A 22,349-nucleotide genomic window follows, 5' to 3' on the forward strand; every position below is an offset into this window, starting at 1 on the left:
TCGCCTCACTGAACCATGGTCGGGAAGTCGTTGAGGATGTGAACGGAATGTTCGATCAGCGGCGTTGCCAACACCCGGCCGAACAGCAGCAGGGTGATGGAGATCACGAAAATCTTGACGATCTGCGCGATGGTCTGTTCCTGGATCTGCGTCGCCGCCTGGAAGATGGCGATGACGAGGCCGAGAAGTGCGGCAAGGCCCAGAATAGGGCCGGCCAAGGCGAAGGTCGCCATCACGGACATGCCGATTTCGGCTGCGACCTGATCCTCACCCATGACGGCAAGCCTTTCCGGTCTGCGCGGCAGGCACCCGAACCGGTGCGTTCGTCATGGCAGGCTGCTCACTGCGCATAGGATAGCACCAGACCTTCCAGCAGTCGCCGCCAGCCGTCGATCGAGACGAAGAGCAGCAGCTTCAGCGGCGTTGAAACCACCGTCGGCGACATCATCTGCATGCCGAGCGCCACGAGAATGGCGGAGACGGCGAAGTCGATCATCAGGAAGGGCAGATAGATCAGAAATCCGATTTCGAATGCCCGCGTCAGTTCCGAAACGAGGAAGCTCGGCGTCAGAACGGTGATGTCGTCGGAGGCGATCGGGCTAACCGGTGCGTTTGCCCAGATTTTCTGCGATGCCTGGACGAAAAAGTCGCGGACCTCGGCATCGGAAAATTTCAGCATGAAATCCTTCAGCGGTGCCGCCACCTTGACCATGCCGTCCGCCATACCACTGACCGTGGCGAAATCGCCGCTATGGGCGAGCAGCAATTGCCAGCTGTTCTGCAGCACCGGGTTCATCACGAAGGCCGAGAGCACGATGGCGATCGCAAAGACCAGGAGATTCGGCGGTGTCTGCTGGATGCCGATCGCATTGCGCACGATCAGGAGAACGACCGAAATCTTGGTAAAGGAGGTTGCTATCACGGCAATGACCGGCAGCATCGAGATCGCCGCCATCGCCACGAGGCTCTGGGCAAGAGGAAAGGTCTGTTCCATCAGTCGTGCAGCATTGTCACGCGAACGGCGCTCAATCCATCCACGGAGATAATTTCCCCCCGCCCGATGACACGGCCCTGGGCGATGATATCGACGGCATCCGTCAGCGGCCTGTCGAGATTGAAGACATAACCTTCGCCGATCGTCTCGAGTGTGCGAAGCGGAAGCTCCAGCCGTCCTGCATCGAAGACCAGCTTGATCGGGATGCTGTCGACAGGCGACGGACGCGGCTCGCCCTGCAATTCCTGATCGACGGTTTCATTCGTCATGAAATGCCTCATTGGTCCGGTTGGCGTCGACAGAAGCGGCTGGGTGAGGACCGCGCCTTTGTCCGATCGCATGCAGGTTGCAAGGTAACGTTCACCCGTGATCGCGATCACGGTCTCCGGCGCCGCCCCATCGATGACGATGCCGTCCCCCAATCGCAGGGATTTGATCTCACCGACCGACAGCACGGCATAACCGCGCCGGATGCCGACGGTCGTCGTCAGGGCATCGAGCGTGCGGCGCGGCAGGCGGCTCGCCCAGCCGACCAGCCCGTTCAGAAAAGCCTCGTCGAAGCGGCCGCTCAAGGGCAGGCTCATGCCGTTCCAGCCGATTTCGAAGCCGAAATTGCCGCTGGCATCCGGCTGCGGCTCCACGCCGATCTGCAGCAGCGACAGGCTGATGCCGATCTTGTTCTCGATTGCCTCGAAGGCCTCGACGAACTGATGTTCGACCACCGCCGCCTGTTCATGCGGCGACAGTTTTTCCCAGAGGAGCAGCGGTTCAAGCCTTTCGGCCAGCAACCGCAATGCGCCGGCCGACGCAATCAGCATCTGCTCCCGTTCGCCGATGCGGCAGAGAAGACCGACCGGATCGACGATCCGCGCGGCTGCGATATCGGGGGACAGTGGGCGAACGGAAAGCGTCTGCTCCCGGACCGGAATTTGCCAGGCGGCGCGCATCATCGTGTCGGAACGGGAAAAGAAGCTCTCGGCCATCGATGACCGGGGCCATGCGGTCGCTGCGATATTCATCGGACAAGCTCCTCGATCGCTTCGACGATCACGCCGAACGGCTGCGGCTTGCCCTGGCCGTCAAACAGGAAGCGCTGGATGAGCCCGTGTTTGGCGACGGCCTCGTCGACGGCGGCATCGCGCCCCTGGCGATATTCGCCGACGCGAATCAGCAGTTCCACCTCGTCATAGAGGGCCAGCAGGGCGCGCAGCCTGTCGGCGGCCTGGCGATGGCTCTCGCTCACCACCGCGCTCATCGTCCGGCTTCGGCTGGCCAGCACATCGATCGCCGGAAAATTGCCCGCCCTGGCAATCTTGTCGGAGAGCACGATATGGCCGTCCAGCAGCGATCTGGTTTCTTCGGCAATCGGATCGTCCTGCTCTTCGCCTTCGACGAGGACCGTATAGAAAGCTGTCATCGTGCCGTTTGCGCTGTTGCCGGCGCGCTCGAAGATCTGTGGCAAGACGGCGAATACGGAAGGCGGAAAGCCGCGTCGCACCGGCGGTTCGCCGGCAGCAAGCCCCACTTCGCGCAAGGCGCGGGCCATGCGGGTGACGCTATCGATGACGAGCAGCACATGTTTTCCCTGCTCGCGAAAATATTCGGCGATCGCCGTTGCCGTCATCACCGCCTTGAACCGCTCCAGCGCCGGGCGATCGGATGTGGCGACAACCAACGCCACATTCGAGGGGACGCCTTCCGGCATGTTGCCGGCAACGAATTCGCCGACCTCGCGTCCGCGTTCGCCGACCAGGGCGCAGACGATCACATCGGCCTTGTTGTTGGCGACGATCTGGGACACCAGCGTCGACTTGCCGGCGCCAGGCGCGCCGAAAATACCGATGCGCTGGCCCTGGCCGCAGGTCAGCAATCCGTCCAGGGCGGCAATCCCCGAGGTAAACGGCTGGCGGATGGGGCGCCGCGACAGAGGATCGACCGGCTGGCCGTAGAGCGGCTGCAGGAAACGCGCGTCCTCGCCGGCGGGGTTGGCGGAGGGACGCAGGATATTGCCGTGTGCGTCGACGATCGCGCCGAGCAGGAAATTGCCGACGGAGACGGCCGGTTCCCGGCCGGTCGGGACGATTTCCGTGCGCAGGGAGATGCCGCGGGTTTCGCCGTGAAGCGAGAGAAGCGCCGTCTCGCCGTCGATGCCGACGACATCGGCAAGGCCGATGCGACCTCGGCCCGGCTCATGCAGTTCACAAAGCTCGCCGATCCTGACCGAGGGGATGAGCGCCCGCACCAGCAGGCCCGAAACACTCTTTACGCGCCCGCTCTGCCGCCGCACGTCCGTTTGTTCGAGTCTCCGCTCCATCCGAAGCAACGCGTCAACCATGGACGAGGGCCTCGATCACGGTGGCGAGCTGGTCTTTCAAGCCGATCTGGCTGCGTCCCGCCGACGTCTCCAGAATAATCTCGCCGGCAGACATCAGCGGATCCGTCTCGATAGTGATGCGGTGATCGATATCCGCAATTGCCCGGGCGATCATGGCGGCATCGTCGGGGGCGACATGCAGGGCGATCTCCTGGGCCTCAGCGGTCTGGGATATGGCGTGGCGGACCAATCGCCTCGTGCGCTCGTCGGCCTCCATCGATCCGAGGATCAATCCGACCGATTTCAGAACCACCGCCTCGACCCAGCTGTCGAGATTGGCAATTTCCTGTTCGGCTTTTCCGAGCGAGGCGGCAAGCCGTGCGGCGGCATCGCGAACGCCCTGTTCGAACCCGTCGCGATAGCCGTTTTGGGCGGCCTGCTCGCTGGCGGCGGCAAGTGTCGCCTGCGATTGGGCGGCGTCGTGGCGGGCAGCCTCCAGAATTTGCGCCGCCTCTCTGATCTGGCCGAAACTCTCCGCCGGAATGATGCGGTCGTGGCGCGCAAATCCCGAGCTCATCGTCCGGCGCCTTCCTGTATGGAGGCGACCTCGTCGACAGCGGCCGTCGCCAGAACGAGCGCCGGGCTCTTCAAGAGGGAAGCCGAGCCGTTTTCGGCCATGTCGCGCCAGCCCGCCCACCGCCATGCCGCAGAGATCCGGTATTCGTCTGCCAGAAGCGCCAGCATCGACCAGCCATCGGCCTCGACGACATGCCTTGCCTGCTCGCTCAACAGATCAAGCGGCGGCGTTGCCGTGGAAAGATTGATGTGGCCGAGGGCGAATGCGACCGCTTCCTCGCCGTAGACGGCCTTGAGCCTCGCAAGGGTCGGGCGATCGACCGCGGGGCAGAAGGCTGCGAGATGATAGGCGAGGCCCGCCCGGAGCGCGGCCGTTGCGCGTCCGCCCGCGTCCATGGAAATCAGGCGGCGGGCGCCGTCGGCAAATGTGGCGGGGTCGCCATGGGCTTCCGCGATCTCAGTGAAAAGCCGCCGATACAGCCGCGGTGACAGGGTAGACCCATCGGCAAGGAGCGGCGCGGTCCCATCCCATCGGGCGGCCGGCAGCATATCCGCGGAAAGCAGCGCTGCCCTGCGGATCCTCGCGGCATCCGAGATCGCCTCGCCGTCCGAACGCGGCGTGCGCATGCTCAGCGCTCCTTCCGCTGCGGCAACAGCAGCAGCAGGCATGCCCCGATGGCGAGGATGATGGCGCCGATCACGGCCAGATTGGGGCCTTTGAAAGCCGAGAGAGCGCTTTGCACCATCGAGAATGGCGCCGCAGCGGGTGCCGGCGTCACTGGTGCTGCTGGGGCGGGCGCTGCGGCTGTGGCAGGAGCCGCCGGCGCGCCGACCTCCGACCAGGGGCTGACCACCACCGAGACATCTTCGTAAGAGAGATCACGGATGCTGTTGACCAGAACGGATCGGCTTTTCATGTCGATCTCGTTGAGATTGGCGCCGGGGCGATATTGCAGCACGGCCGCCGCCCTCGCCTTCTCCTTGATGAGCCCGCGGCCGTTCTCCTCCGGCAGCACCACATGGACGCGCGCCGTCGCCACGCCGTCAAGCCCGGAAAGCGTTTCGGCAAGCTGCTGCTCGATGGCGTAGCTCATCCGGGCTTTCTGTTCGTAAGGCGTCACAAGGAAGCCGTTGCCGGGAAAGAGTTCGGCGACATTTCCGAACGACTGACGCGGCAGACCGGCGCCCGCCAGCAACTCGATCGCCCGGGCATGATCGGCTGATTCAGCGATGATCGCATAGGTCCCGCCCTTTTCGCTCTTCATGGTGACGGAGATGCCGGCGCGTTCCAGCAGGACCTGAGCATCCAGCGCATCGCGCTGATCGAGTCCCGTCAGCACGTCCTGGCTGCAGGCGGCGAGGAACAGGCAGAGGGCGAGCATGGCGGCCTTCGGAAGGACTTTGCGCGCGGGCGAAGAGATCGATGATCTCGCAAGGGCCGATGAGATCATGATATTCACTGGCCCTGCGTCAGCCGTTTGGACGACGACATCACCGACTGGGTGAGTGACGACAGCAGCGTCGTGCCGGTTGCGAATTGCTGTGATTTCTCCAGCCGGTCGATCGATGTCGTGATGTCTTCGATCTTCGGGCCGCTGTGATCCTTGTCCGCGGCAAATCGCACCAGCGGCGTCTCCGGCTGGCCGCTCCCGGCCACGGGCATGAAGAATGCCGACAGCCGTTCGAGAATGCTGGAGGGCCTGGTATTGCCTTCCGGTGAATAGGAGGGCGGGACGGCGTCGGACTCAGGCGCGATCTTGCGGCCCTGGGTGTTGGGAATAGAGGTGAGTTCGGTTGGCCGAAGGCCGGCGAAATCCGCCGGTTGCAGTCCGATCCGCTCCGCCACGATCTCCGAGGTCTTCAGCACATTGCCTGTCGATACGCCGTCGACGGGCGGCGTGAAGGCGCGGCCGGAAAGTTCTTCTCCACTCATTGCAATTCCTCAACTCGGTACACGTCAACTGCAAACGATGAACGGGAACGCTACTCGTCGCTGCCTTCGTCGATCGCCTCCTTGGCGAAATTGAAAAGCGAATTGTTCAGCATCAGGGTGTTGGAAATCATGCCTGGCAGAAACGCGTCCACGGCAGCGGAGAGTATCTCGCTCTCGCTGTTCGGATCGACCTTTTTCGTCGTGCTGCCGGTGGTGTCCTTGGAACCCGTCTTATCGGTCGTCAGCTCCACCGAGACAGGGTTTGCGAGCGCCAGGTTGAGGTCGGAGTTCACTGAATCTACGGCCATATGAGCACTTCCATCAAGGAGTTATCAAAATGAATGCATGATTTGATATGGATAAAAAAACGGCCGGTCAATTGTTTAAACTTAACCGATGGTTAATTTTCGGAACTTGCAATCGGCATTGACAACTTTATCGACCTTTATATTAAAATTGAACGTTTTTTATCCGTAAAGCGCAGCAGATATCCAGATTGCGCATGAAATTCATACTTAAATTTATTGCTATCAAATGTTCACAGGCCAGACTGCCTCTACGCCAACCGGGCCTGTGAGTACCCAGATATTTGGTGTTGCGAAAGCGTCCCGGATCAGCCCACCGCCGTACCGCGGCGCTTCTCGATATCGGCGATGATCGCGTCCCAGTTCTCAGGGGTCAGCTCGCGCTGTTCCGGGTCGCGGGGCGCGGGGGCGACGCCGCCCTTGGCGCCGACGATCGGGCCGGTCTTGGCGTAGATGCCGACCGTGTCGTTGACAGTGCGCTTAAGCATGTCGTTCATCATGTCGGTCTGCTTGTGGAAGGCTTTTTCCTGCTTGATGCTCTGGTAGATGGCAAAGCCCGCCCAGGCCGCCCAGGACACCGCGCAGGCGACTGCGAAGGCGAGCGAGAAGCCGCCGGAGACGAGCGCTACCGTTGCGCCCGTGCGCCCGAGGAAGGTGGAATTCACCAGCATATTGGCAACGCCTGCGATGCCCTCGATCGCGCCGACCGTGTCCGCCGCGGTTCCGATACCCATGAAGATGAGATCGACCGGATCGCCCTTGCCACTGGTGAGCCCCTGCAGGAACTGGTAATATTCCACCGGCAGCCAAGCGACGCCGGCAACGGCGCCAACCGTCGTCCCGGTATTCTTGAAAAAGGCGGAGAGCACGCTGCGCTGCGCCCGCGCCAGCTCGTCGGAAACGCCGACGAGTGAACTGATCCCATCCAGCAGCGAAAAATTCGAGGCTTTGATCGCCGAGCCGAGCGCACTGCCCATGTGCGCGAGAGCGCCAAGGGCGTGCAGAACCACGATGCCGATGCTGTCCCAGGTCGGGCTGGTCATGTTGAGGCCGGCATAGATGGAGCGGGATGCGGTGAGCACCGACATCACGCCGGAAGAGAGCGCCGCCTTGTATTTGACAGGATCGACCCCTGCCGGCGCCGCCGTCGCGGTCTTGTCGATCAGCTTGGCAAGGTCGGCCTTGATCGTTTCGACGCTGCCGCCCGGTCGCATCGTCGCCCAAAGCGCGGTGAAGATCGTCGTGAAATTGGTCTTGTATTGCGCCATGGCATCGGCATTGCCCTTGAACAGGGTTTCCGCCAGCGCGTCGAGGCTCGGGGCGATGATCTTCTTGATCGCCTCTTCGGCGGTCTTGCCGTCGACGATGATTGGATCGATCACATCCGTGCCGGGCATCAGCGTCTTCATCAGGCCTGACATGGAAAGTCCCATGTCCTTGAGGCTCGATGTCAGATATTCGCTGTCGATATAGGGCAGATCGAGACTTTGGATGGTCTTGCTCCAGCCATTGTCCTTGGTGGCGAACATGCGCTCGGCGATCCAGGCGTCGCCCCCGCTGCCGGCGAAGAAGCGCCCGCCGTCTGAGCCGTTGGCGGCAATGCCCTTGCCGGCCAGCCCGGTGCCGATCATGATCGCCGCCATGACGTCGTTGAACGAATAGCTGGCGAGATTGCTGGAGGGCAGCGGCGAGACGCTCTTGTCCCACTCGGCATTGGCCGGCAACTTCGAGACCAGGCTGGCGCCCATGACGAGCCCTTCCAGCGCGGTCTGCACCGCATGGCGGTAGCCCAAGACCTCCTTGCCGCCGGGTGCGCTCAGGCGCGACGTCAGGCGCTCCAGATTGCCGGCGAGATCGCCGATGCCGATTTCTCCGGCGCCTACCTTGTCGAGCAGCGGACCGAGAAGCGCCTTGACGTCGGCCTTGAACTGATCGCGCACCTCGGGGCTGTCTGACCCGTAAAACTGGTTGGCCATCGCCTGGATGGTCGGGTTGAACAGGTGGGTGATATTGTTGGGCACGGTGCTGCCGAATTCGGAAGCGGCAACCTTTTTCAAACCGTCGAGGTCGATCTTGAGATCGGGGAACAGGCTGCCGCCGAGCCCGAGCGACTGGTCGAAATCCATAACCGGCAGGATGGAGCCGAGCCCCTTCAGTTCCCGCTCGGTCTTGTTGCCGGCCAGTCCCATGCGGATCAGGCCATCGAGCGCCGTCGTCGGATCGGAGATCGTCGGCAGCACGTTCTTGTCGAAGAATTCGGCATAGGTCTTGTCGGCAATCGCCGAGCGCTGCTTTACGAAATCGTCGGGAAGCACCATGGAATAGAAGCCGAGGGCGGCATTATATTCCTTGAGAATGGTGGTGACGTCCTTGCCGGATTTGAGACCGTCATTCAGCAGGCCGCCATTGACGATGTCGCGCTCAAAGGCATCCTCGACCTTCGTACGCAGGTCCTTCATCTTCTCGTCACGCGTTATCGTGTCGTTGATGATCTCGGAAGCGTCCTTGTTCGTATCGGGCGGCGCCACGCGATAACCGGAGAAGATCAGCTTGAAGGCCTTCAGCGCCTTCTCCGTCATCAGCGAGTTGACGTCGGGGTCCGAGCCCAGGATGGCGATCGACTTGTCGAGATCCTTCAGGATCTCCTGGTCGTTGTAGATGCCGCGCTGGTTGTCGCCGAGGCTGTCCTTGTATTGGCCGAAGGTCGCCTTGGTCTGAAGCAGATCGAGATACATGATCAGTTTCTGCTCGGCAGTGTAATTGTGAGGGTTTTTGACGACGTCGATGCTCTCGAAGGATTTGTCCTTGTCCTTCAGCCCTTCCATGAAGCCCTGATTGATCTCGCTCATGAAATCGGAATTGAACAGGAGATCGATGACCGGCTGGATCGGCGCGGTAGGGCGGGACGTGCCATTCGACGTGGCGGCCAGCGAAACGAACTTCGGACTGCTCGTCTGCGCCGATATAGAGGAGAAAATCGTCAGGGCTGCCGTCGTGGTCCCGTCAGAGGCAAAAGGCGATGCCTTCTTGACCGTGGTGCTCGTGGTTTTGCCCTGGCTCGTGGAATTTTCGGACTTTGGATCGGAATTGGCGTTTAGCCGGAGAAATGAAACCGTATCGATATCCGAAGATGCTGGTGCGATCGATGACATGCGTTCCCTTTGATTTTCTTTTTCCGCTTTTCGCGGATGACGTCGTTTACCTTACGTTAGGCATAAGATCGACCTTTGCGTGATAATTCAAGCCCGATCGCGACATCGCGGTTGCATAAAATGCAGCGGCCTCGCGCCTGGAGATCAAAAATCACATTTTTACCGAGGGGTCGCAGGGTATTTCCCAGGCTGTGGCGGTCATCGTTGCCGCCCCTCTGCCTCTACCAGATGAATGACGGGTCTGGCCCAAATTCGAGATGCACGGACTCGCCGGTGTAGCGTTCAAGCTTCTCGTTCAGCTGCTTTTCCATTTTGTCGAGCTTCTTCACGCCATTGGCCATATCCCACAGGCCAAGCGCTAGCCCGACGGCCGAGGCAACGAGGCCGGTGACCAGTCCGGCCGCGGCAAGGCCGGTTTTGGCGGCGCTGCTGAAGATGGTCACGACTTCCGGCGCCACCGTTCCGAGTCCGGAAAAGGCACGGGACATGGCATTGGTCAGATAAAGCATCGCCTCGGAGAAACCGATGAGCGCGTTGCCGGTACCGGCAATGCCGCCGATTATTTCGAGCGCGCCCTTGGCGCGGTCGCCGGCCTTCATCGACCGCGACGCCGAATAGAAGCCGAGGCCGGCCATGGCGAGGCCGCCGGCCGCGCCGAGGATCTTGCCTGCCGCTTCCATCGTCTTCGGCGAGAAGTTCATCGAGATCCCCTTGCCCCAGCTGCCAGGCTGATTGCCGAAGGCGCTGAACGGTTTGCCGGCAACGTCGAGGTTCTTGCCGAGACCTTCCATCGTCATGCCGACGATCTGTGTCGCCGAGCCGACCGCAGCGGCGATATCGGCCGGCGTCCACTTGCCGCCGACACCGAGGCCGCGCGCCACCAGCACGCTCGACATCGTCAGCATCTGCACGGCGTGCATCAGACCGGCCTTGTACACTTCGGCATCGATGCCGGCAGGTGTCCGGGTCTGGCGCGGCAGATCGAGCGAATCCTTGAAGGAGGCAAGCGCATCGTCGAGCTTCATACCGCCGCGCATCATCCGCAGAACGCCGTCGACGTCGCGTGCTATGTCCTGTGCCAGGTTCTGTTTCAGCGTCTCGCCGCCATCGGCCGGGCCGTTTTTGCTGATGAAATCCTCGGCGAAGGTGTTTGCCAACTGGCTGATGGCGTCATTCGTTGCGCCGGGCACGAAGGTGTCATCCGGACCCGACAGCAGCGGCTCGAGATCGACACCCTGGCCGTCGCCGATATAATGTTCCTTGATGACGTTCGAGAAGGTGACGTTCGCGGCGTCGAGATGCGCGTCGATATAATCCTGGGGCAGGAGATCGACGAGCGTGTTGAGTTCGGAATAATAATCCTTCAGGGCATCTTCGAAGCTCTTGCCGGCGCTCAGCGCCCGGTCGATCGCCTTGCCGCCGCCGATATCGATCAGATAGGCGTCTTCGATGTTGGTGAGCAGATCGGAATTCGCCGGGCGTTGCAGATATTCCTTCATGCCGCTCGCGAAGATATCCGAGAGATGCTGCTGCGTCGCCGGATCGGCCGTCAGCTTTTCGATCCGCGCATCGAGGTCCTTGCCGACGCGCTCGCCATCGGGCACGCTGTCGCCATACCGGTTCATATAGCCATTGAACTGCTGTTTGATCTCGATGAGATCGTAGAGCAGCGTCGCCTTCTGTTCCGGCGTCAGCTGGTCGAGGTGGTCCATGTTGTCGGGCGCGACGAAATCCCGGCTCACGTCCTTCACGGCGTCGCCGAGAATGCCGTATTTGAGTTCGTCGAGCTTCTTCAGCGTCGGCTCATAGGCGGTCGACGGAGCGTAGCCGCGCAGCAGCTTGCTTTCCAGGATGTCGTTCTCGTCGATCGGGCGCTCCACGACCGGCTCGATGGCATCCGAGCCCGACATGACAAGGTCCATCTTCTTGAGGCTCGATGTCAGATAGTCGCTGTCGATATAGGGCAGATCGAGATTTTGGATGGTCTTGCTCCAGCCATTGTCCTTGGTGCCGAACATACGCTCGGCGATCCAGGCGTCGCCGCCGCTGCCGGCGAAGAAGCGTCCGTCACCTGAGCCGTTGGCGGCGATCTCCTTGCCGGCCAGCCCAGTGCCGACCATGATCATAGCCATGACGTCGTTGAAGGAATAGCTGGCGAGATTGCTGGAAGGCAGCGGCGAGAAATTCTTGTCCCAGTCCGGATTGGCCGGCATCTTCGAGACGAGGCTGGCGCTCATGACGAGCCCTTCCAGCGCGGTCTGCACCGCGTGACGGTAACCCCAGACTTCCTTGCCGCCGGGAGCGATCAGACGCGAGGTCAGGCGCTCCAGGTTGCCGGCGAGATCGCCAATGCCGATTTCTCCCGCGCCAACCTTGTCGAGCAGCGGACCGAGAAGCGCCTTGACGTCGGCCTTGAACCTGTCGCGGACCTCGACGCTGTCTCCCCCGTAAAACTGGTTGGCCATCGCCTCGATGGTCGGGTTGAACAGGTGAGTGATATTATTGGGCACGGTGCTGCCGAATTCGGAAGCGGCAACCTTTTTCAAGCCGTCCAGGTCGATCTTGAGATCGTTGCCCGGGTCGGTTTCGGGCGTGCTCACCTTTGCATCGACCAGGATCGCGGTGGCGCCGCTTTTGCTCTGGGTAAATCCGACGAAGCCCCGCGCAGCGGAGATGTCGAGTGCCTGCCCGTTGCCGCTCGGCGCGATCTTGCGTATTTCGCCGGCGTCGATGGTTTTTGTCGATGCAGAACGGCCAGTCACGTCTTTCTGGCCGAGGTCCACGACCAGGGTTTCGACCTCTTTCGATCCGCTGCCAACACGTTCCAACATGATTTCGTCACTCCTGATCGACGGCCGCACCCTGAACGGAGGCCCGGAAAGCCTCGTTAGGTCAGAAGTTTTTCAGTGATATGACAAATGGGTGCTATCGGAGCGGCAAAATTGAACCATTGACCCCCACATAGCTTCCAAATTATACCGCAGTACAAATGCTGGTGACACCGCAGTCGCCAAGGTGCGGCGCAATAGAGCACGCTCCCGTAGGGAATGCGCTCACGAGACAGATCGAAGTCGGTCCTCGGGCTCGGTTTTCAGACTGCATTGTCCGGCAAATCGGTATAAGCCGTCCTCTCGAACAAATCAGGGGACAACATGGAAACCGTGGAAATCAGCAGCCGCAGCGACTTCGGCCTTTGGGCAATTGAGCGGGCGCGGGAAATCATAACGTCCGAGGGAACTGCTTTTGCGATGGCCGCTCGCGATATGGACGACGAGGCGCTTGCAAACGCTGCAGCCGCGCTAGGCAAGGCCATCAGCGATGCGATGGTGGAAGTGTTTGACGGCCTGATAGATGAATCGTGATTGTGAAGAGACAGCGGGTCACTGACCGATAAAAATTGGTCAGCACCGTCCGGGCTCGCCGTCTTCCCCTCTCATTGCAAACTGTCAGAAACTTGCATATATTTCTGACAAGAGAAATGCCATGCAAAAGCTGACATAGCAAATCATGGGACATGCTGAACGACTGCCGGAAGGATCCGCGCTTTCGGCAAAGAGTTTTTTGCATCTCGGAAATCGAGCCGCCCTGGATCAGGCTCTGTCGCGCCTGGCCGAGCGTGGCGAGCTCGTCCGGGCGGGCCGTGGTATCTATATGCGGCCCGTCAAAAGTCGCTTTGGCAGTCGGCCGCCGACGGTCGAACAGGCCGTAGAGGCGGTGGCGCAGCAGCGCGGTGAGGTCATCGTCTCGAATGGCGCCGCCGCGGCAAATGCCCTGGGCCTGACCTCCCAGGTCCCGGTCCGCTCCGTCTACCTGACATCCGGCCGTAGCCGGACGATGACCCTTGGACAGCAGACGGTCGAGCTCAAGCACGTGCCGCGCTGGCAATTGGCCTTGGCCGATCGACCTGCTGGCGTGGCGGTCCGCGCACTTGCATGGCTTGGGCCGGAGAGGGCCGATGAAGCACTGTCGCGGATCAAGCGAAAGCTGCCGCCGGAGGCGTTCGGCGAGCTGGTGGCGGCGGCTCCGCAGTTTCCGACCTGGCTTGCAAGAAGCGTAGGAAGGGCTGCGCATCGCTGATCTATTCCTGAGCTTGTCAAAGATGACCGGCGCGAAGCCTTGGCTGTGGCAGCCGACCACAGCGGACGGCCCATTCATCTCCTCGAAAAGGATGTCTGGGTCGTCTGGACGCTGCAGACGCTCTTTTCGTCCAAGCTCGGTGAGCATCTCGTCTTCAAGGGCGGCACCTCGCTTTCGAAAGCCTACGGTGTCATCAAAAGGTTCTCCGAGGATGTCGACCTGACCTACGATATCCGCGCCCTGGCGCCGGACTGTTGGCGACAATGACGAAGCACTGCCGAAAACCCGCAGCGAGGAGAAACACTGGACCAGCGAGGTGCGAAAGCGGCTTCCGGTCTGGGTGGCGGGCTCGGTGGAGCCGGTTATGGCGCGTTGCGCGTTCAATCTCTTCCGGCGGCAATCCGCCTCGAGGACGATACGCTCTACCTCGACTATGAAGCGGTGAGCAGCGGATCCGGCTATGTCGCCCCGAGCGTCATGCTCGAATTCGGAGCGCGTCGACCGGCGAGCCGGCCAGTATCCGCGATATCGACTGTGACGCGTCGGGCCAGGTTGATGGTGTCGAATTTCCGAAAGCGAGTCCCCGCGTCATGCACGCGGAGCGGACGTTCTGGGAGAAAGCGACCGCCATCCATGTCTTCTGCCTGCAGGAGCGCCTTCGCGGCGATCGTTTTGCCCGCCACTGGCATGATGTCGTCCGGCTGGACGATGCTGGTTTCGCCGACAAAGCATCCGCGGATCGGCAACTCGCCAATGCCGTGGCGAAACACAAATCCATGTTTTTTGCGGAAAAGGCGGCCGACCGCTCGCCCATCGACTACGCCGCAGCCGTCAACGGCAATCTGGTTCTGACGCCATCCGGAGAAGGTCTGCGTGCGCTCGGCGAGGATTACGTGCGCATGGTCGACGACGGCCTGCTGCTCGGCGATTCCGAGCCGTTCGAGCACCTGATCGAGCGATGCACGCAAATTCAGGCGCATGCCAACAAAAGCGACGCGTCAAAATAAGCAATTGCCGGCCCACAGCCGCACCTGCCCATTACTGTGAGTGCCCTGTCACCGACGCGGTTTGGCTTCGCGCCAATTATTAGGCGTTTGCTCGTGGCAGGCACCCTTGATGTGATGAGAGTGACCCGGTTATTCCGGCTCCGGCCTCGGCGAGGATGTGGCCAAATACCGCACGGGCGCGGGTTCGTTTGAGGAAAGTTGCGCCACGTAAAACGAAGATCCGGTGTGTTTGCAGTGAAGGCATTCCAATTCCCAATTTCAATCTCGCCGGAAGCCCGAGCAAGCTCAAAATCGCTGACGCGAGAATCGACACGGATGTTCCACTTGCCGCAACGGCACGTTCTCGCGCCAAGTGCCATCCTCCCACTGGCGCGCCGCACGCTTGATTGGCTCTATTCCCGCAGGGGGGGTCGACAAGACGACGGTCACTTCTTGGCGTCCAGCGGATCGATGTCGCCTTTCATCAGGAAGGCCGCAATCTCGACAGGGCCAGCGCGCCCGGGCGTGACGATGATTTTTGCCATCGCCTTGTCTGAATGAAGATGCGTCGAAGCCGGCTGTGCTGCCGCAGCGATAGGCGCGCGGTGGCGGCGTGAATCGCCAAGTTGCCGCAACGGCCAGCACGAGGAACTCGACCAACGTCTCGGCGGCGAAATAGCGGAAGGTGCATTCCGGTAAACCACGGCGATCGAAACTTAAATCCGTCGCAATCTTCTCGACACTCACGTAGCATGAGCCTCGCGAACAAACGCCGCCACGCCACTATGGCAATTTCACTTCTCCTCCTCGGGATGCCGACTAACACGTTCGCCCATCCCCATATCTTCGTTGATGCGAAATTCGAGGCGGTCGCGGCGCCCGATGGAAGCCTCCAGGAGCTGCGCGACACATGGCAGTTCGATGAGGTGTTTTCGTCGTCAGTGCTGCTCGACTACGACAAGAACCGCAACAATGCCCTCGACCCTGCGGAAGTTGCTGCCGTCGCCAAAACAGTCCGGGAGTCGCTTGCGCAGTACAACTATTATATGAACATCACGATCAATGGGAAAACACTCGCGCTTGCGAAGCCGGACATCCTGCATGGGACCTATGAGAACGGCTCCCTCACCCTGTCTTTCGCACAGAAGCCAATGGCCAAGACGCCGCTCAAAGGATTGATTGTTTTCGGCGTTTATGATCCGACACTCTATACTGCTCTCGATTTTGCCAGCGATGCCGATCTGAAAATCTCGGGCGAAGGCTTTAGCGGTTGCACTCACAAAGTCGTCAGGCCTGGCTCGAAAGAAATCCTTTCCGAAAATCAGGCGATGCTGACGACGATGTTCTTCAACGATCCAGTGGGCACAGACTACTCGCAGATTGTTGCGACCCGATTGGAAGTGCGCTGTTAAGGAGTGTCGAGGCATAATTGCGAACTATCGAACCTCGTTGTCGCCTCTGTCATGATGATCGATGTCATTCAGGTCTTTGTTTACATCACGGAGAGCACCAGATGCGTTCCAGGCTCAACCTTTTGCTAGCAACGGGGTTGGTCATCCTGGCACCAATGCTGTCCGGATCAACTCCCGCACGTGCCGCGGGCAAGAGTTCGCCTTTCCCGGCTTGGATAGCAGACTACGTCGGCGACGGGAAAGGCCAGATCACGCGCGTGGTTCTGGAGCGGGCGCGGAGGTTATATCTGGAGAAGGTCGCGGAGGGAACGGTCAAGAACGCCTGTTACTTCGCAATGGATGCGACACGACCCAACGATCTGACAGTTGGCCGGTTCTACGTGATCTGCGAGGCGAAGCAGTCGTTTCGGGTGATCTCGGCAGGGCATGGTGGCGGCCTCAACCTCCCTGGCGTGGTCAACTTCTCCAACGGCCGGGAATGCGCTAAGAATTTTGGCAACGCGCTGGACTCAAACTTGACCGCCGGCGCGTATCTGACAAGCGAGATCAAGACCTCGTTCAAAGGCTATTATCTGGCGCCTTCTAACAGAGAGGCGGTTTTGACCCGCTCGTTTGTTCAATTCGATGGGATCGGCGATACCGCCAACGCCAGACAACGCGCCATCGGCGGGCATGCTGCGGCGCTCGTCTCTGGGATCTGCATGCAGAAAAAGCCGGAGAGCCCATATGCCGATCGGAAAGGCTATGTCCCTGTCGGGAAGTTGGTCACCTATGCGGGCGGGCGAAGCGACGGATGCACCAGCTGGTCGCCGGAAGAGACCCCGGAAGTCTTGTCGATGGTCAAGGATAATCCGACGACGCTCTATATCTACCCGGAGGCGCGCGACATCGCCGCGGTCGGCCGGGCAACGACATCGGGCAAGTCGCCAGTAAGCGCTGGATCATACTGGAACGCTACCTGCCTTGGCGAGATCGGCTCTCCGCAGTTCTGGCCGAAAGAGCGGCTGGAGCCGATCATCGCAAGATATAAGCAGGATCATCCAGCACCACCGCCGCGTCCAATTCCCCTCTGCCAAGCATCCAATTGAAAAGCGGGTGGCATCTGAGAAAACGATCGTCGTTTTGAATGTCACCTTTAGCTTTGACGACCAAAGTCCTCTGCGTATAACATTGCTGCAGCAGCCTCCTCGTCGCCGCCAATGCTTGGAGCACACTGAGATGGAACTCGCTCGTTCTATCCTGAATGCCGCGACACTCGCAACCTCGGGAACCACAGGCACAAACACGCACGAATTTTGCTTTTCCTCGCAGGGCAAAATTATTCTGGCAGGGTGCTGCTGGCGAGCGCCCGGCAGGAGAAGCTGGAAAGTGGCAAGGTCGTGCGCGTCGACAGCACGTCACCGCCGCACTGATCCATGAGCCGAGCGACCGTAGCCTATTATGGGACGCTGTCCGGGTGACGGTGCGGCTGTTGCAGCAGGCCGTGGCACTGGGTAGAGCCATCCCATGGCACGACCACCGCCGCGCGGCAAAGAAGCGGGCTCGAGCGATCGAATACCCGCGGCCGCCCCAAACGGATCAAGCACTACCGCGAACTGCTCAAGATCACGCGCACGACCTTGAGTTATCTGCAGCAGGCGAGTGAACAGTTGCCCCTGACGGCTGGCCCGGCCGGCGAACTGTGGCAGACCCAGCCCCGCCACTATAAGCTGCTGATCGACCGGATCATCGGCCAGACCGAACGGCGGGTCCTGGCCGGCGAGCCGGTGCCGGCTGGCGAGAAGCTGGTGAGCCTCTTCGAGCCGCATGCCGACATCATCGTCGAAGGCAGCCGCGACGTCGACTACGGCCACAAACTCAATCTGACCACCGGCAGAAGCGGACTGGTCCTCGACCTCGTCGTCGAAACCGGCAACCGGCAGACAGCAAGCGTTTGCTGCCGATGCTGGAACGCCACATCGCCTTTTATGGCCAGGCGCCGCATCAGGGCCGGCTATGCCAGCCGCGATAATTTGAGCCGAGCCAAAGCCTGCGGCATCCGCGACATGGCCTTCCACAAGAAGTGCGGCCTCAAGATCGAAGATATGGTCGGTAGCCGGGGTCTATCGCAAGCTCAGAAACTTCCGCGCCGGCATCGAGGCCGGCATCTCATGTTTGAAACGCGCTTGTGGCTTGGGGCGCTGCACCTGGCGTGGGCTCGACCACTTCAAGGCTTATGTCTGGTCATCGGTGGTCGCTTACAATCTCGCCCTCTTTGCCCGCCTCCGGCCGGATCGTCGGCGTTGGTGAGGCGAACAATGCTGTCCGCGATGGCGAGGACGTTCTTCGACCGGTGGCCGATCCGTCAGCAGCCGATGCTCGGACGCTTCCAGCGCCTCTATCCGCCGGTACTCCGTCATGTCGATTTACGATCCGAAAAATAAAGCATCCTTCCGTCGTCCCCATGGATGGGACTTAAATGCAAGCGGTTCCAGAACTGCTCCCCGTTCTTCTTATAATTCAAGATCTCGACGCTCACCTCCCGCTCGTCGGCGATGCAGCGCGAAGTTCGGCGACGGCGATCGGAGACGTCGCCGGGCCCTAAAGGAAACGACAATTCCGGCCCAGCACCTCTCCGGCGGCGCAACCGGTCAGCTCGAGGAATGATCTGTAGGCCAGCCCGATCGGCAGATCCGGCTTGCGCGCGTCATTGACGACCATCGGCATCCTATTCGTTCGAACGCGACCGCCGCAAGTTCTTTCCGGTCGGCCAAGGCTGCTTCTGACGATACCGAAGGTAAGTCTTTGTCAAATTGGGTCGTCATCCTTCCACGCTCAATAAGAGGTCCGATAACGTCGCACGCCGTCTTTTTCCTAAAAGACGATCGACCGACTTGGCCTATGCGGCAGGCTTCCCGACCAGCCCGTCCGGGAGTCACGGTTCGATGGCGTTGTCATTGCGCCTGTATGGGATGAGGTAAGGCAATTCCGCTTGCGCGACCGGAAGGATCAGGCGCAGAATAAAATCATGAACCCCATTTCCACCTCCAGTCGCGCTCGGGAGCGCTTTCTCGAAGCAATCCTTCAGAGTGCCATCGAATATGCGATCATCGCCCTGGATCTCGACTCCCGAGTGATCACCTGGAATGAGGGTGCCCGCCGAATTCTCGGATGGGATGAGACCGAAATCGTCGGCCATCCCGTGGCCGTTATTTTCACTGAGGAAGACCGCGCGGCGGGCATTCCTCAACGGGAAATGACCGCCGCACTGACCCAGGGCCATGGAGATGATGAGCGCTGGCACCTTCGAAAGGACGGCTCGTTATTCTGGGCGTCGGGCCAGATGATGGCGTTGAGATCGGATGATGGCGAACTCGAAGGCTTCGTGAAGATCCTCAGGGATCGAACCGAGCAGCGGGAAAATGAGGAGCGACAGCGCGTCCTGATGCACGAACTTTCTCACCGCATCAAGAACACGCTGGCAGTCGTTCAGGCGATCACCAACCAGTCATTCCGGAACGCCGCCAGCATCGAAGCCGCGGAGCAGTCGATCTCGTCGCGCATCAAGGCATATGCAAACGCGCACGATATTTTGCTGCAGAAGAACTGGTTATCCGCAGCCGTCGATACGATCATCGAAGCGACCGCGGTGAATCTCGGCGTTGAACCGAGCCGCATCAAAGCAAGCGGTCCGGCAGTCAGCCTGAACCCGCAAGCGGCTCTTGGCTTCGCCCTCGTGCTGCATGAGCTTGTCACCAATGCGACAAAGTACGGGGCTCTATCAGGGGATACAGGAACTGTCGAGATCGAGTGGTCCGTGCGCAAAAATGTCGGCGACGATCGCTTCAATCTCCATTGGCAAGAGAGCGGTGGCCCAGCCGTGGAAGCCCCAAAGAAGAAGGGCTTCGGCTCCCGCTTGGTCAATACGAGCCTGTCCGCTTTCGGAGACGTCTCGTTTGACTACGCCGCAACCGGCTTCAAGCTCGACCTCGAGGCATCGCTTCAGAAACTGCAATATCAAAATTGTCCGGATCTTGAAGTATGAAGAGATGTCAAATGCTGCCCCGAGGCTCCGTGTCGTCGCCGATGCCAAGATCAGCGAAACAACTGGCCTTCATGCGCCTACTCGGCCTCAGCCTCTTCGATCTCCTGAGGAGACAGGTGGTAGATGACGAGTTTTTCGACGACGTATTCCAGGTCCTGGTCCATCCTGAGAAGGTCGGTTGATTTGCCCAGGTGGCCGCATTCACCGAGATAGTCGAAGCACATACCCCACACCGCATTGCGAAGCTTAAGAACCTTCCTCGTCGTCTCCGGCGAGAAATATGGTTCTTCACTGAAATCGAGGGCATCAGACACGTCCCGCGCTCGCCGCGACATAGCGTCCGACGAGACCTCGAACCATCTTCCGCGAACACTTCATAGCACTGCCTGCAACGTTCTACTGCAATCTTCAGTACATCATTAAGCGAGATGTCTTGGTCGTGTCTGAACAACACCGTAGGCATGCCGGATCCTCCGTATTCGAGATGGAATAGAGCGCCTCAGGAATGTTCCCATTTCGTTCCTTTCAAAAAAGGAGTCAGGGGCGCGCTTTTTTCGATGGTCGTCATAAGGCGCTCACTATCCAACGGGTCCACCGGATTTCGTCGGCTATGCCTTGCACCATGGTCTCGGCCTCGGAGGACAGCTCTTGCGGCCGCAGACGAATGGTACTGCAAGGCCTTCGCTGATCAGAATGCTGCCGACATCCTTCCCGTCAACCAACAGCATCCCGAAAGGGCGCCATGGTTGCATTTCTTCGTACCTTCGGTGTCCGGCGGACAAAAGCACGCGACTTTTCTCAGTTCGGTGCTGCCGCCGGCAACCAGCTCTCGAAGCCGCGCCAACGCCCGCTCGCCCTGTTGGCGCTCATATTAGCATTGGGGCGAGAACTTCTCCGGCGTGTTGAAGCCCACCAAACGTGTTCCGGCGGCATCGCCAACGACGTGTACGGTGTCTCCGTCGGTCACCGTGAATTCCTGGGCCACAGATGTCCTCGCTGTGCCGGAGTTGACTGAAATTGCCCTCCCAAATCGGATACCTGCTGTGCGACGGCCACAGCAGCAACGATCAGGAGCCCAATGGCCAGCCGTCTGCCTGCTCTACCAAAACTGGGGACGAACATTTTCTTGGGCTGGTGGCGAGATCGGGGAAAGGGAACGACCGCGGATTGCGATGGGGCGGGCCGAGCGCGCTGCCTTAGAATCTCGAAAGTCTTTCGCCACTGTTGAGAGGCGAGCATTTCCGCCAGAACGCTCAAGGCGAGCGTGGATGTCGGCAAGAAACGTTCGCTGCCAACCCGTCAAGTTTTGACGTTGCAGTGCCGCTTCGATGTCGTGTCGCAGGTTTCCAGCCGGTTCCATGGCTCTATCGCTTCGTGCGGATAATCACACCTAAGCAGGAGGACCGGAAGAAATTGTAAACTGCAACCTCATTCAGCGACCAGGGACGGATTTCAGCCCATCGCGGGCGTGAATTGGCCGCTACGGGTCGTAGCGGCGCCGGCGAATTATTGCACCTCATAAACGCCTGCGTTATCAGCAGCGTCGCGCAGCCCCTTAAATGACGCGTGCCGCAGCTTCCCGTCGTGCGTCCACGCTCGATATTTGATCTCGGCAACAAGCTTCGGATCGACGAAGACCGCATTTCACTTCCGTCCGTATCGACAGGGGGCTTGCCGATGGTCAGTTTGTCTATCTGTTTCCGGAACTCACCCGCAGAATATTCGCTGAAGCCGGTTCCCACTCCCCCCACATACCAGCTCTTTTCCTCTGCGCGGCGAGCAGCAGCCGCCCAATGCCCGCAATGACGCCGTCGACTTCTCATGCCCAATGATTAAAAAGCCATCGCTCTGGACACATTTGATCTTCACCCAGCCGACCGGGTCGATAGGTGGCGTCCCTTCGCTTGGCGATGATCCCCTCAAGCCCGTGGTCGCAGGCGATGCGCAGGAGAACCTCTCCGTCCGTCTCGATCTCCTCGGACAGTCGAAGGGCGTCTTCGCCGCCTGCCGGCACCAGCCCTTCCAGAAGATGGCGTCGCGAGGCGAGTTCGGTTCCAGTGAGGTCGTGGCCGTCGGCTGGAAGCTGTCGATCGATTAAGAATGCTCAGGGCGAAGCCTGGTTATGCAGTCAATCGGGCAGGTCAGTGAACGGCAGCCGACGTCGGCGCGTTTACACGTGTTGCCCACCTGCCGACATAGGTGCCGATGAGCAGCGTCGTGACATCCTCTAACGATCTCGCGCCTTCGTTGAAGAACTCGATGGCGGCCGAGCACAAGGTTTGCGACGCCTGGTCGTCGGGTTCGACCTCGTAATAGCGGTACCAAGCCTGTACCGCTTCCGAAAGCATGCGGAAGTGTTTGTCGTGCGTTGGCATGTGACATCCTCCAGCTATCGACATAGCGGAGGAGCGATCTACAACAAGACCTCAGTCTCCAACTCTTCGGGATCCTGACGGCGGTCGTTCCCCACTCAAAGGACGCCACAGTCGAGAACGGTCACTGTCAATCGGCGTCCAAAGTTCACCCCTTATCGGCGTCCAATTTTGACCCCCCATATGCTGTAGATCAGCGCTTGG

General features: G+C 60.3%; 19 protein-coding genes and 4 pseudogenes. 8 read left to right on the forward strand and 15 right to left on the reverse strand.

Annotated elements, in window-relative coordinates; all coding sequences use genetic code 11:
- Positions 1-5: 5 nt before the first annotated feature.
- From CO660_RS30390 to CO660_RS30435, 10 genes are all read right to left on the reverse strand, one after another.
- Entirely contained in the window at positions 6-275 is a 270-nt protein-coding gene (locus CO660_RS30390) for a flagellar biosynthetic protein FliQ (protein ID WP_046977183.1), read from the reverse strand.
- A gap of 65 nt (positions 276-340) precedes the next feature.
- Positions 341-994, reverse strand: a complete 654-nt coding sequence (gene sctR / locus CO660_RS30395; protein WP_046977182.1) for a type III secretion system export apparatus subunit SctR — start codon at positions 992-994, stop codon at positions 341-343.
- Entirely contained in the window at positions 994-2,013 is a 1,020-nt protein-coding gene (locus CO660_RS30400) for a FliM/FliN family flagellar motor switch protein (RefSeq protein ID WP_046977181.1), read from the reverse strand. Before CO660_RS30400 ends, sctR begins: the two co-directional genes overlap by 1 nt.
- A complete protein-coding gene (locus CO660_RS30405; RefSeq protein WP_046977180.1) occupies positions 2,010-3,329 on the reverse strand; it encodes a FliI/YscN family ATPase in 1,320 nt (439 codons plus the stop codon). The genes CO660_RS30400 and CO660_RS30405 overlap by 4 nt, the downstream gene beginning before the upstream one ends.
- Positions 3,322-3,885: a type III secretion system stator protein SctL gene (sctL, locus tag CO660_RS30410; RefSeq protein WP_046977179.1), complete on the reverse strand. Its 564-nt coding sequence runs from the start codon at positions 3,883-3,885 to the stop codon at positions 3,322-3,324. Before sctL ends, CO660_RS30405 begins: the two co-directional genes overlap by 8 nt.
- Positions 3,882-4,511: a hypothetical protein gene (locus CO660_RS30415; protein ID WP_046977178.1), complete on the reverse strand. Its 630-nt coding sequence runs from the start codon at positions 4,509-4,511 to the stop codon at positions 3,882-3,884. The genes sctL and CO660_RS30415 overlap by 4 nt, the downstream gene beginning before the upstream one ends.
- 2 nt (positions 4,512-4,513) lie before the next feature.
- Positions 4,514-5,344 (reverse strand): type III secretion inner membrane ring lipoprotein SctJ, encoded by an 831-nt coding sequence (sctJ, locus tag CO660_RS30420; protein ID WP_046977177.1) that lies wholly within the window; start codon positions 5,342-5,344, stop codon positions 4,514-4,516.
- The gene (locus tag CO660_RS30425; RefSeq protein WP_064820006.1) at positions 5,341-5,817 is read right to left on the reverse strand and encodes a hypothetical protein; all 477 of its coding nucleotides are present in this window, start codon (positions 5,815-5,817) and stop codon (positions 5,341-5,343) included. The genes sctJ and CO660_RS30425 overlap by 4 nt, the downstream gene beginning before the upstream one ends.
- Positions 5,818-5,867: 50 nt before the next feature.
- Positions 5,868-6,125, reverse strand: coding sequence for a hypothetical protein (locus CO660_RS30430; RefSeq protein ID WP_008534237.1), 258 nt, complete (start codon positions 6,123-6,125; stop codon positions 5,868-5,870).
- A gap of 305 nt (positions 6,126-6,430) precedes the next feature.
- A complete protein-coding gene (locus CO660_RS30435; RefSeq protein ID WP_225884182.1) occupies positions 6,431-8,971 on the reverse strand; it encodes a hypothetical protein in 2,541 nt (846 codons plus the stop codon).
- Between the two features lie 25 nt (positions 8,972-8,996).
- Between CO660_RS30435 and CO660_RS34170 the strand changes: the two genes are divergently transcribed.
- A complete protein-coding gene (locus CO660_RS34170) occupies positions 8,997-9,287 on the forward strand; it encodes a hypothetical protein (protein WP_004672580.1) in 291 nt (96 codons plus the stop codon).
- 208 nt (positions 9,288-9,495) lie between these two features.
- Here the strand turns inward: CO660_RS34170 and CO660_RS30440 are convergent, their stop codons facing one another.
- Positions 9,496-12,105 carry a hypothetical protein gene (locus CO660_RS30440; RefSeq protein WP_097601672.1) on the reverse strand — a complete coding sequence of 870 codons (2,610 nt, stop codon included), beginning with the start codon at positions 12,103-12,105 and terminating at the stop codon, positions 9,496-9,498.
- 321 nt (positions 12,106-12,426) lie between these two features.
- Between CO660_RS30440 and CO660_RS30445 the strand changes: the two genes are divergently transcribed.
- From CO660_RS30445 to CO660_RS30480, 6 genes and pseudogenes are all read left to right on the forward strand, one after another.
- Complete coding sequence (locus tag CO660_RS30445) at positions 12,427-12,636, forward strand: hypothetical protein (RefSeq protein WP_064820004.1); 210 nt, start codon at positions 12,427-12,429, stop codon at positions 12,634-12,636.
- A 145-nt stretch (positions 12,637-12,781) separates the two neighbouring features.
- A complete protein-coding gene (locus CO660_RS30450; RefSeq protein WP_225884183.1) occupies positions 12,782-13,351 on the forward strand; it encodes a DUF6088 family protein in 570 nt (189 codons plus the stop codon).
- A pseudogene (locus CO660_RS33525) lies at positions 13,344-14,358 on the forward strand (nucleotidyl transferase AbiEii/AbiGii toxin family protein). The gene CO660_RS30450 and the pseudogene CO660_RS33525 overlap by 8 nt, the downstream one beginning before the upstream one ends.
- A gap of 731 nt (positions 14,359-15,089) precedes the next feature.
- Positions 15,090-15,749, forward strand: a complete 660-nt coding sequence (locus CO660_RS30470; RefSeq protein WP_016737409.1) for a DUF1007 family protein — start codon at positions 15,090-15,092, stop codon at positions 15,747-15,749.
- Between the two features lie 101 nt (positions 15,750-15,850).
- Positions 15,851-16,837, forward strand: coding sequence for a hypothetical protein (locus CO660_RS30475; RefSeq protein ID WP_064820003.1), 987 nt, complete (start codon positions 15,851-15,853; stop codon positions 16,835-16,837).
- A 240-nt stretch (positions 16,838-17,077) separates the two neighbouring features.
- Positions 17,078-18,038: pseudogene (locus tag CO660_RS30480) on the forward strand (ISNCY family transposase); the annotation flags it as partial.
- Here the strand turns inward: CO660_RS30480 and CO660_RS30485 are convergent.
- Positions 18,016-18,553: pseudogene (locus tag CO660_RS30485) on the reverse strand (PAS domain-containing protein); the annotation flags it as partial. The pseudogenes CO660_RS30480 and CO660_RS30485 overlap by 23 nt on opposite strands.
- Before the next feature lie 203 nt (positions 18,554-18,756).
- On the opposite strand from CO660_RS30485, the gene CO660_RS30490 reads away from it, so the two are divergent.
- Positions 18,757-19,773, forward strand: a complete 1,017-nt coding sequence (locus CO660_RS30490; RefSeq protein WP_029532363.1) for an HWE histidine kinase domain-containing protein — start codon at positions 18,757-18,759, stop codon at positions 19,771-19,773.
- Between the two features lie 77 nt (positions 19,774-19,850).
- On the opposite strand, the gene CO660_RS33530 is transcribed toward CO660_RS30490, so the two are convergent.
- From CO660_RS33530 to CO660_RS30510, 3 genes and pseudogenes are all read right to left on the reverse strand, one after another.
- Complete coding sequence (locus CO660_RS33530; protein WP_158464442.1) at positions 19,851-20,087, reverse strand: hypothetical protein; 237 nt, start codon at positions 20,085-20,087, stop codon at positions 19,851-19,853.
- Positions 20,088-21,279: 1,192 nt separating this feature from the next.
- Positions 21,280-21,847, reverse strand: a pseudogene (locus CO660_RS30505) (ATP-dependent DNA ligase); the annotation flags it as partial.
- Between the two features lie 67 nt (positions 21,848-21,914).
- Positions 21,915-22,148 carry a hypothetical protein gene (locus tag CO660_RS30510; RefSeq protein WP_016737406.1) on the reverse strand — a complete coding sequence of 78 codons (234 nt, stop codon included), beginning with the start codon at positions 22,146-22,148 and terminating at the stop codon, positions 21,915-21,917.
- Positions 22,149-22,349: the final 201 nt, after the last annotated feature.

It is taken from the genome of Rhizobium sp. L9, assembly GCF_002531885.1.
Lineage (GTDB): Bacteria > Pseudomonadota > Alphaproteobacteria > Rhizobiales > Rhizobiaceae > Rhizobium.